Below are 9,574 nucleotides of genomic sequence, written 5' to 3'. Positions count from 1 at the left end.
TTCCCACGCTCTGCGTGGGTATGTCTCAAGGGACGCTCCGCGTCCAGTAACGCAGAGCGTCACGGGCTGCGTTCCCACGCAGAGCGTGGGAACGATCAGTCAACCGCGTTGACCTCATCGTGGGCAAGCCTTGCTCCCATGGGCAAAACGAACCGCTTGTCACCCTCCGCACCTCGCAGTTGAAAAACCCCACGCCACCCCCATATGAGTTCCATCCGGGCATTTTCGCCCCGCTGCGTGGAGACTCCCCCTTGACCACCATCGTTTCAGTCCGCCGTCATGGCAAAGTCGTCATGGGCGGCGACGGCCAGGTTTCACTGGGCAACACCGTGATGAAAGGCAACGCGAAGAAAGTCCGCCGCCTGTACCACGGCCAGGTCATCGCCGGGTTTGCCGGGGCCACCGCCGACGCCTTCACCTTGTTCGAGCGTTTCGAAGGCCAGCTTGAGAAACATCAGGGCCACTTGGTCCGTGCCGCCGTGGAACTGGCCAAGGAATGGCGCACCGACCGCTCCCTGAGCCGCCTCGAAGCCATGCTCGCGGTCGCCAACAAAGACGCTTCGCTGATCATCACCGGCAATGGCGACGTGGTTGAGCCCGAAGACGGCCTGATCGCCATGGGTTCCGGCGGCGCCTACGCACAGGCTGCGGCCAGCGCCCTGCTGAAAAAAACCGACCTGTCGGCCCGTGAGATCGTCGAGACTGCCCTGGGCATTGCCGGCGACATCTGTGTCTTCACCAACCATACCCAAACCATTGAGGAGCAGGATCTCGCGGAATAAGCCTGTTTTCGGCCCAGCGCCACGGCTCATTTCCGCTTGAGGACCGCCAATTATTATGTCCATGACTCCCCGCGAAATCGTCCACGAACTCAACCGCCATATCATCGGCCAGGACGATGCCAAGCGCGCCGTCGCCATCGCCCTGCGTAACCGCTGGCGCCGGATGCAGCTGCCTGAAGAGCTGCGCGTCGAAGTGACGCCCAAGAACATCCTGATGATCGGCCCGACCGGTGTCGGTAAAACCGAGATCGCCCGACGCCTGGCCAAACTCGCCAATGCGCCGTTCATCAAGGTCGAAGCCACCAAGTTCACCGAAGTCGGCTATGTCGGTCGCGATGTCGAATCGATCATCCGTGACCTGGCCGATGCCGCCATCAAGCTGCTGCGCGAACAGGAAATCACCAAGGTCCGCCACCGCGCCGAAGACGCCGCCGAAGAGCGCATCCTCGACGCCCTGCTGCCGCCGGCGCGCATGGGCTTCAACGCTGACTCCGCCGCGACGCAGGATTCCAACACCCGCCAACTGTTCCGCAAGCGCCTGCGTGAAGGCCAGCTGGACGACAAGGAAATCGAGATCGAAGTGGCCGAAATGGCCGGTGTCGACATTTCCGCGCCGCCAGGCATGGAAGAGATGACCAGCCAGTTGCAGAACCTGTTCGCCAACATGGGCAAGGGCAAGAAGAAAAGCCGCAAGCTCAAGGTCAAGGAAGCGCTGAAACTGGTGCGCGAAGAAGAGGCCGGCCGCCTGGTCAACGAAGAAGAGTTGAAGGCCAAGGCTCTGGAAGCGGTCGAGCAGCACGGCATCGTGTTCATCGACGAGATCGACAAGGTGGCCAAGCGCGGCAATGTCGGCGGCGCCGATGTGTCCCGCGAAGGTGTCCAGCGCGACCTGCTGCCGCTGATCGAAGGCTGCACGGTCAACACCAAGCTGGGCATGGTCAAGACCGACCACATCCTGTTCATCGCCTCCGGTGCGTTCCACCTGAGCAAGCCGAGCGACCTGGTGCCGGAACTGCAAGGCCGTCTGCCGATCCGTGTCGAGCTCAAGGCGCTGTCGCCGGAAGACTTCGAACGCATCCTCAGCGAGCCCCATGCGTCCCTGACCGAACAGTACTGCGCGCTGCTCAAGACCGAGGGCCTGAACATCGAGTTCACCCCGGAAGGCATCAAGCGCCTGGCGCAGATCGCCTGGCAGGTCAACGAGAAGACCGAGAACATCGGTGCCCGTCGCCTGCACACGCTGCTCGAGCGTTTGCTCGAGGAAGTGTCGTTCAGCGCCGGCGACCTGGCGAGCAAGCACGACGAAGCGCCGATCCTCATCGACGCCGAGTACGTCAACAGCCACCTGGGTGAGCTGGCGCAGAACGAAGACCTGTCGCGGTATATTCTCTAAGCGGCAAGCTGTAAGCCTCAAGCTGCAAGCTGGTCACCTCCGGCTTGTAGCTTGTAGCTTGCAGCTTTAAGCTGCTTCCATGACCAAACTCCCCACCGCCATCAACCTGCACAAAGCCTCCCGGACCCTGACGCTGAAATATGCGCCGGACGAGGAGTACCACCTGCCCGCCGAGTTCCTGCGGGTGCACTCGCCTTCCGCCGAGGTCCAGGGCCACGGCAAGCCGATCCTGCAATACGGCAAGCTCGACGTCGGCCTGACCAAGGTCGAACCGGCCGGCCAGTACGCACTGAAACTGACCTTCGACGACGGCCATGACAGCGGACTGTTCACCTGGGACTACCTCTACCAGCTGGCGGTGCGCCAGGAAGACCTGTGGAACGATTATCTTGATGAACTCAAGGCCGCCGGAAAAACCCGCGACCCGAACGCCTCCGTCGTCAAGCTGATGCTCTAGTTCAAGGGCTGGCGCTTTAGGGCGAACTTTCTAGACTCATCTGCTTGAATGTCCGCCCGGCAAGGTCAATGAATGGCCTGCTTGCGAAAAAAATTAAACTCGGGTAACCAATGGAGCTGGCAAGCTCCCTGCTAAGGAACTGGGGAGTTCCTTACACAGGTTTTCCTCATTGGTCACGATGCGGAATTAACGGTCACCCGAGCAGCGTACCTGGTATTGGCTGTGTGGCTTAGCGCCACGGTCCCGGTACTCGTCTGACAATGGAGCGTCGTAGATGAGCAACAAGAACAACGATGACCTGAAGTACCAGGCCTCGGAAAATACCCTGGGGTTGAATCCTGTTGTCGGGCTGCGCAGGAAAGACCTGCTGGCCTCTGCCCGAATGGTGCTGGCCCAGACCCTCAAGCAACCGCTGCACAGCGCCAAGCACGTCGCCCACTTCGGTCTCGAGCTCAAGAACGTCCTGTTCGGCAAATCCGAGCTGCAACCCGCCGGCGATGACCGTCGCTTCAATGACCCGGCGTGGAGCCAGAACCCGCTCTACAAGCGCTACATGCAAACCTACCTGGCATGGCGCAAGGAACTGCACGCCTGGATCGACGACAGCAACCTGGCGCCCCAGGACATCAGCCGCGGGCATTTCGTGATCAACCTGATGACCGAAGCCATGTCGCCGACCAACTCGGCGGCCAACCCGGCGGCGGTCAAGCGCTTCTTCGAAACCGGCGGCAAGAGCCTGCTGGACGGCCTGTCCCACCTCGCCAAGGACCTCGTGCATAACGGCGGGATGCCGAGCCAGGTCAACATGGGTGCGTTCGAGGTCGGCAAGAGCCTGGGCGTGACCGAAGGCGCCGTGGTGTTTCGCAACGACGTGCTGGAGCTGATCCAGTACCGGCCCATCACCGAGCAGGTTCATGAGCGGCCGTTGCTGGTGGTCCCGCCGCAGATCAACAAGTTCTACGTATTCGACCTGAGCCCGGACAAGAGCCTGGCGCGCTTCTGCCTGCGCAGCAACGTGCAGACCTTCATTGTCAGTTGGCGCAACCCGACCAAGGAACAGCGCGAGTGGGGCCTGTCGACCTACATCGAGGCGCTCAAGGAAGCGGTGGATGTGGTCACGGCCATCACCGGCAGCAAGGACGTGAACATGCTCGGCGCCTGCTCGGGTGGCATTACCTGCACCGCGCTGCTCGGCCATTACGCGGCTATCGGCGAGAAAAAGGTCAACGCCCTGACCCTGCTGGTGAGCGTGCTCGACACGACCCTGGACACTGACGTGGCGCTGTTCGTTGACGAACAGACCCTGGAAACGGCCAAGCGCCACTCCTACCAGGCCGGGGTCCTTGAGGGCCGGGACATGGCCAAGGTCTTCGCCTGGATGCGCCCCAACGACCTGATCTGGAACTACTGGGTCAACAACTACCTGCTGGGCAACGAACCGCCCGTGTTCGACATCCTGTTCTGGAACAACGACACCACCCGGCTTCCGGCGGCGTTCCATGGCGACCTGATCGAGATGTTCAAAAGCAACCCGTTGACCCGGCCCAATGCACTGGAAGTGTGCGGTACGCCCATCGACCTCAAGCAGGTCACTGCCGACATTTTCTCGCTGGCGGGTACCAACGATCACATCACCCCGTGGAAGTCCTGCTACAAGTCGGCGCAATTGTTTGGTGGCAAAGTGGAGTTCGTGTTGTCCAACAGCGGCCACATCCAGAGCATCCTCAACCCGCCAGGCAATCCAAAGGCCCGCTATATGACCGGTGAGGACATGCCGAGGACCGCCGAAGACTGGCAGGAAAACTCCACCAAACACACCGACTCCTGGTGGCTGTACTGGCAAGCGTGGCAGGCCGAGCGCTCGGGCAAGCTGAAAAAGGCACCCACCGTGTTGGGCAACAAGACTTATGTGCCGGGTGAAGCGGCGCCTGGCACCTATGTGCATGAAAGATAGATGCAAGTTTCAAGCGGCAAGCTTCAGGATGCCTGACCGGCAGCTTGTAGCGTGCAGCTTGAAACTCCCACTCTCCTTTAGGGCTTGAAGCATGCCGCAACCGTACATCTTCCGTACCGTCGATCTGGATGGCCAGACCCTGCGCACCGCGGTACGTCCCGGCAAGCCTCACTTGACGCCGCTGCTGATCTTCAACGGCATTGGCGCCAACCTTGAGCTGGTGTTTCCGTTCATCCAGGCCCTGGACCCGGACCTGGAGGTCATCGCCTTCGACGTGCCCGGGGTCGGCGGCTCCTCGACGCCCAACCGGCCGTATCGCTTTCCGGGACTGGCGAAACTCACCGCGCGGATGCTCGACTACCTCGACTATGGCCAGGTCAATGCAATCGGCGTGTCCTGGGGTGGCGCCCTGGCCCAGCAGTTCGCCTACGACTATCCCGAGCGTTGCAAGAAGCTGGTACTGGCGGCCACGGCTGCCGGTGCGGTGATGGTGCCGGGCAAACCGAAAGTGTTGTGGATGATGGCCAGCCCAAGGCGCTATGTTCAGCCGTCCCATGTCATGCGCATCGCCCCGCTGATCTACGGCGGTTCGTTCCGCCGCGACCCGGGGCTGGCGGCCAGCCACGCGGCCAAGGTTCGCTCGGCCGGCAAGCTGGGTTACTACTGGCAACTGTTCGCCGGCCTCGGCTGGACCAGCATCCACTGGCTGCACAAGATCCACCAGCCGACCCTGGTGCTGGCCGGCGACGATGATCCGCTGATCCCGCTGATCAACATGCGCATGCTGGCCTGGCGCATACCCAATGCCCAGTTGCACATTATCGATGACGGCCATCTGTTCCTGATCACCCGGGCCGAGGCCGTGGCGCCGATCATCATGAAATTCCTGCAAGAAGAACGTCAGCGCGCCGTGATGCACCCGCATCCTTCGCCGCTGGGTGGCGGCTGACACCGTCCACGAGCGCTGGCAGGACGCCAGATCGCGCAACTACCCCGAGCAGCGACTATGTTGTCTGGTTCGGTGCGTTTGTTTTTAGCCTGATGACGAAGGAGTTGACTCATGCGCGACAAGCCGGCGAAAGATTCCATGCCCGCCCCTGCCAGCTTCATCAATGCCCAGAGCGCGGTCATCGGCTTGCGTGGCAGGGACCTGCTGTCCACCCTGCGCAGCGTGGCCGCACACGGCTTGCGCAACCCGCTGCACAGTGCCCGGCATGCGTTGAGGCTCGGCAGCCAGCTGGGACGGGTACTGCTGGGGGAGACCCTGCACGCCGCCAATCCCAACGACTCGCGCTTTGCCGATCCCACCTGGCAGCTCAACCCGTTCTATCGTCGCAGCCTGCAGGCTTACCTGAGCTGGCAAAAACAGGTCAAGAGCTGGATCGATGAGAGCACCATGGACCCGGATGATCGCGCTCGCGCTCACTTTGCCTTCGCCCTGCTCAACGACGCCGTATCGCCTTCCAATACCTTGCTCAACCCGCTGGCGATCAAGGAGCTGTTCAACTCCGGCGGCAGCAGCGTGGTGCGCGGGTTCGGCCATCTGGTGGACGACCTGCTGCACAACGATGGCTTGCCGCGGCAGACCACGCCCCACGCCTTTGAAGTCGGCAAGACCGTGGCATCCACGCCCGGTTCGGTGGTGTTTCGCAATGAGCTGCTGGAGCTGATCCAGTACCGGCCCATGAGCGAAAAGCAATACGCCAAGCCGTTGTTGATCGTGCCGCCGCAGATCAACAAGTTCTACATCTTCGACCTGAGCCCTTCCAACAGCTTTGTCCAGTACGCCCTGAAGAACGGTTTGCAGGTGTTCATCATCAGTTGGCGCAACCCGGACGTGCGCCACCGGGAATGGGGCCTGTCCAGTTACGTCGAGGCCACCGAAGAGGCCATGAATGTCTGCCGGGCGATCACCGGTGCCCGCGAAGTCAACCTGATGGGCGCCTGCGCCGGCGGCATGACCATTGCCGCCCTGCAGGGCCATTTGCAAGCCAAGCGCCAACTGCGCCGGGTCGCCAGCGCCACGTACCTGGTGAGCCTGCTCGACTGCCAGATGGACAGCCCGGCCGCGCTGCTCATGGACGAACAGACCCTCGAAGCCGCCAAGCGCCGCTCCTACCAGAAAGGCATCCTCGATGGTCGCGACATGGCCAGGGTATTCGCCTGGATGCGACCCAACGACCTGATCTGGACCTACTTCATCAACAATTACCTGCTGGGCAAGGAGCCGCCGGCCTTCGACATCCTCTACTGGAACAACGACCATACCCGGCTGCCGGCGGCTTACCACGGCGACCTGCTGGACTTTTTCAAGCACAACCCGCTGACTCATCCGGGTGGCCTGGAAGTGTGCGGCACGCCCATCGATTTGCAGAAGGTCACGGTGGACAGCTTCAGCGTGGGCGGGATCAACGACCACATCACACCGTGGGATGCGGTGTATCGCTCGACGCTGCTGCTGGGGGGCGACCGGCGTTTCGTGCTGTCCAACAGCGGTCACGTCCAGAGCATCCTCAACCCACCGGGCAACCCCAAGGCCAATTTCATCGAGAGCCCGAAACTGAGCAACGATCCACGGGCCTGGTACTACGACGCCAAGCACGTCGAAGGCAGCTGGTGGACACAATGGCTGAGCTGGATCCAGGAGCGTTCCGGCGCCCAGCGCGAGACCCTGATGACCCTGGGCAACGCGAACTACCCGCCCCTGGAAGCCGCTCCCGGAACCTATGTCCGCGTGCGCTGAACACCTGACGCCACGGCCGGGCCGTTGGCCGTGGCACGACCTGATCAATAAGAAGACCGGATGAAAACCCGCGACCGCATCCTTGAATGTGCCCTGCAATTGTTCAACGAGAAGGGCGAACCGAACGTCTCTACCCTGGAAGTTGCCAATGAAATGGGCATCAGCCCCGGCAACCTCTACTACCACTTTCACGGCAAGGAGCCACTGGTACTCGGACTTTTCGAGCGTTTCCAGGGCGAACTGGCACCGCTACTGGACCCACCGGCGCAGGTGCAGCTGGCGCCGGAGGACTACTGGCTGTTCCTGCACCTGATCGTCGAGCGCCTGGCCCAGTACCGATTTCTGTTCCAGGACCTGTCGAACCTGGCCGGGCGCCTGCCGAAGCTGGCCAAGGGCATCCGTCAGTTGCTCAACGCCCTGAAACGGACCCTCGCCTCACTGCTGGCGCAGCTCAAGGCCCAGGGACTATTGGTCAGCGACACCCAGGCCCTGGGGCAACTGGTGGAGCAGATCACCATGACCTTGCTGTTCTCGCTGGATTACCAGCGCATTCTGGATCGCGTGGGCGAGGCCCGGCTGGTGGTGTACCAGATCATGATGCTGGTGGCGGCGCATTTGCTACCGCAGGTGAAGGCGACGACGGAACTGCTGGCGCTGCAATATCTGGAAGACCAGGAATAACGATCGGCGTGATCGGAACGCGGAGCGTCCCTGGAGGCATTCCCACGCGGGAGCGTGGGAACGAGCGCCCGACCTTCACAGGCCGGGCGTTTTCCATTGCCCTGAAGATCAGGACTGACCGGTAGGCGTCGATGGAGCCGGCGCTGGAGTCGGGGTGGCCACCGGGGTCGGAGCTGAGGCAGAGTTCGCCGAGCTCGTCGGGGTAGCCGGTTTGGCAGCCGTGGTCGGCGCCTTGGGTGCAGCGGCTTTTTTCACCGCGGGTTTCTTCGCCGCAGCGGGTTTGGCCGCTGCTTTGGTCGCAGGCTTGGCTGCCGGCTTCGCTGCAGTTTTGGTTGCTGCAGGTTTGGCCGCTGCGGTTTTTGCTGCCGGCTTGGCTGCCGCTTTTGCCGCTGCCACTACCGGTTTTGCTGCTGCCTTGGCAGCAGGCTTGGCCGCTGCGGCTTTTGCCACCGGTTTGGCCGCTGCTTTCGCCGCAGGTTTGGCAACGGTCTTGGCCGCAGCCTTGACCAGTGGCTTGGCCGCTGTCTTGCTGGCTGGCTTGGCCGCTGCCGTCTTGGTCGCCACGGGTGCGACCTTGGCGCCGGTGAGTTTTTCGATCTGCTTGGTCAGGGTGTCGACCTTGCTGTGCAATGCCTTCACTTCATTGCGGCTCGGCACGCCCAGACGGGAAATCGCACTGTTCAGGCGCTTGTCGAAGGCCCCTTCCAGTTCATCCCACTTGCCCAGGGCCCGATCCTTCACGCCGCCGATTCGCGACTTGGCGGACTCGGCAGAGCCCTTGGCGGCATCGACTTGTTTGCCAACCGCCGTCTTGGTGAGTTTTTCGGCCTTCTCGCCGTCCTTTACCAGGGACTCGAAGAGTTTGCTGCCGTCAGAGTCGATCTTCGAGTACACGCCTAAACCAGCCAGCCAGATTTTGCGGGAGTACTTTTCAATCGTCCCGGCCCACGAGCTGCCTTCTTTTTCTGTGATTTTTTTACCAGCCATCCCGTTCTCCTTAATGTTTACGCGCAACACGCTCGAGCAGTGCCGTCAGCTCATCGAGCTTGACAGAGAGTGCCTCAACGTCATGTTTAGACGGAATGCCGATACGATTCAAGGCACTTGCAACACGCGCATCAAATACCTTCTCGACTTTATCGAGCTGAACTTCAACCCGGGCCTTGAATGTACTAACGTCTGCCTTGGCTTCAATCAACTCGCTGTTGGCCGCTTCAAGTTTTCCGGCAATGTTCTTTTTACCTTTGGTTTCAACAACTTCACCGGCCTTGATCAACGCCTGGAAGTACTCGCTACCTTCCTGACCGACCTTCGCGTAGGCGCCCAGGCCAGCCAGCCAGATCTTGCGCGCGTACGTTTTCACGTCGCCGAGCGTGGAAGATTCAACGTCGGTTTTTTTCTTCAGAATAACTTTGGCCATGGTGCACCTCACTGGAAACAGGTTTGAGGAACTGCCCGCACACGGACGGGCTCAGGCACAAAGTAGTGACAATAATTAGAAACGGCACCCTAACAAATGCCACACCGCTTAAAGACAATGACTTTCCATTGTGGGAGCGAGCCT

9 protein-coding genes are annotated in these 9,574 nt (G+C 61.3%); 7 read left to right on the top strand and 2 right to left on the bottom strand.

Annotation, left to right across the window (positions count from 1 at the left end):
* The first annotated feature begins 251 nt into the window (after nucleotides 1-251).
* The 7 genes from hslV to J7E36_RS22510 all read left to right on the top strand — a co-directional run bounded on the left by hslV (nucleotide 252) and on the right by J7E36_RS22510 (nucleotide 8,010).
* Entirely contained in the window at nucleotides 252-782 is a 531-nt protein-coding gene (gene hslV, locus J7E36_RS22540; RefSeq protein ID WP_003186641.1) for an ATP-dependent protease subunit HslV, read from the top strand.
* Between the two features lie 55 nt (nucleotides 783-837).
* A complete protein-coding gene (gene hslU / locus J7E36_RS22535) occupies nucleotides 838-2,175 on the top strand; it encodes an ATP-dependent protease ATPase subunit HslU (RefSeq protein WP_215008093.1) in 1,338 nt (445 codons plus the stop codon).
* Between the two features lie 79 nt (nucleotides 2,176-2,254).
* Nucleotides 2,255-2,632 (top strand): gamma-butyrobetaine hydroxylase-like domain-containing protein, encoded by a 378-nt coding sequence (locus J7E36_RS22530; protein WP_215008091.1) that lies wholly within the window; start codon nucleotides 2,255-2,257, stop codon nucleotides 2,630-2,632.
* A 274-nt stretch (nucleotides 2,633-2,906) separates the two neighbouring features.
* Nucleotides 2,907-4,586 carry a class II poly(R)-hydroxyalkanoic acid synthase gene (gene phaC, locus J7E36_RS22525; RefSeq protein ID WP_215008089.1) on the top strand — a complete coding sequence of 560 codons (1,680 nt, stop codon included), beginning with the start codon at nucleotides 2,907-2,909 and terminating at the stop codon, nucleotides 4,584-4,586.
* Between the two features lie 91 nt (nucleotides 4,587-4,677).
* Entirely contained in the window at nucleotides 4,678-5,535 is an 858-nt protein-coding gene (phaZ, locus tag J7E36_RS22520) for a poly(3-hydroxyalkanoate) depolymerase (RefSeq protein ID WP_215008087.1), read from the top strand.
* A gap of 111 nt (nucleotides 5,536-5,646) precedes the next feature.
* Complete coding sequence (phaC, locus tag J7E36_RS22515; RefSeq protein ID WP_215008085.1) at nucleotides 5,647-7,329, top strand: class II poly(R)-hydroxyalkanoic acid synthase; 1,683 nt, start codon at nucleotides 5,647-5,649, stop codon at nucleotides 7,327-7,329.
* A 60-nt stretch (nucleotides 7,330-7,389) separates the two neighbouring features.
* Nucleotides 7,390-8,010, top strand: a complete 621-nt coding sequence (locus J7E36_RS22510; protein ID WP_215008083.1) for a TetR/AcrR family transcriptional regulator — start codon at nucleotides 7,390-7,392, stop codon at nucleotides 8,008-8,010.
* A gap of 108 nt (nucleotides 8,011-8,118) precedes the next feature.
* On the opposite strand, the gene J7E36_RS22505 is transcribed toward J7E36_RS22510, so the two are convergent.
* Both J7E36_RS22505 and J7E36_RS22500 read right to left on the bottom strand, forming a co-directional pair.
* Nucleotides 8,119-8,997, bottom strand: coding sequence for a phasin family protein (locus J7E36_RS22505; RefSeq protein WP_215008095.1), 879 nt, complete (start codon nucleotides 8,995-8,997; stop codon nucleotides 8,119-8,121).
* Between the two features lie 10 nt (nucleotides 8,998-9,007).
* Nucleotides 9,008-9,430: a phasin family protein gene (locus J7E36_RS22500; protein WP_215008081.1), complete on the bottom strand. Its 423-nt coding sequence runs from the start codon at nucleotides 9,428-9,430 to the stop codon at nucleotides 9,008-9,010.
* Between the last annotated feature and the right edge of the window lie 144 nt (nucleotides 9,431-9,574).

It is taken from the genome of Pseudomonas fluorescens, from assembly GCF_018614775.1.
In the GTDB taxonomy this organism is placed as follows: Bacteria; Pseudomonadota; Gammaproteobacteria; order Pseudomonadales; family Pseudomonadaceae; genus Aquipseudomonas; species Aquipseudomonas fluorescens_BY.
This window is presented reverse-complemented; position numbering and strand designations above follow the sequence as displayed.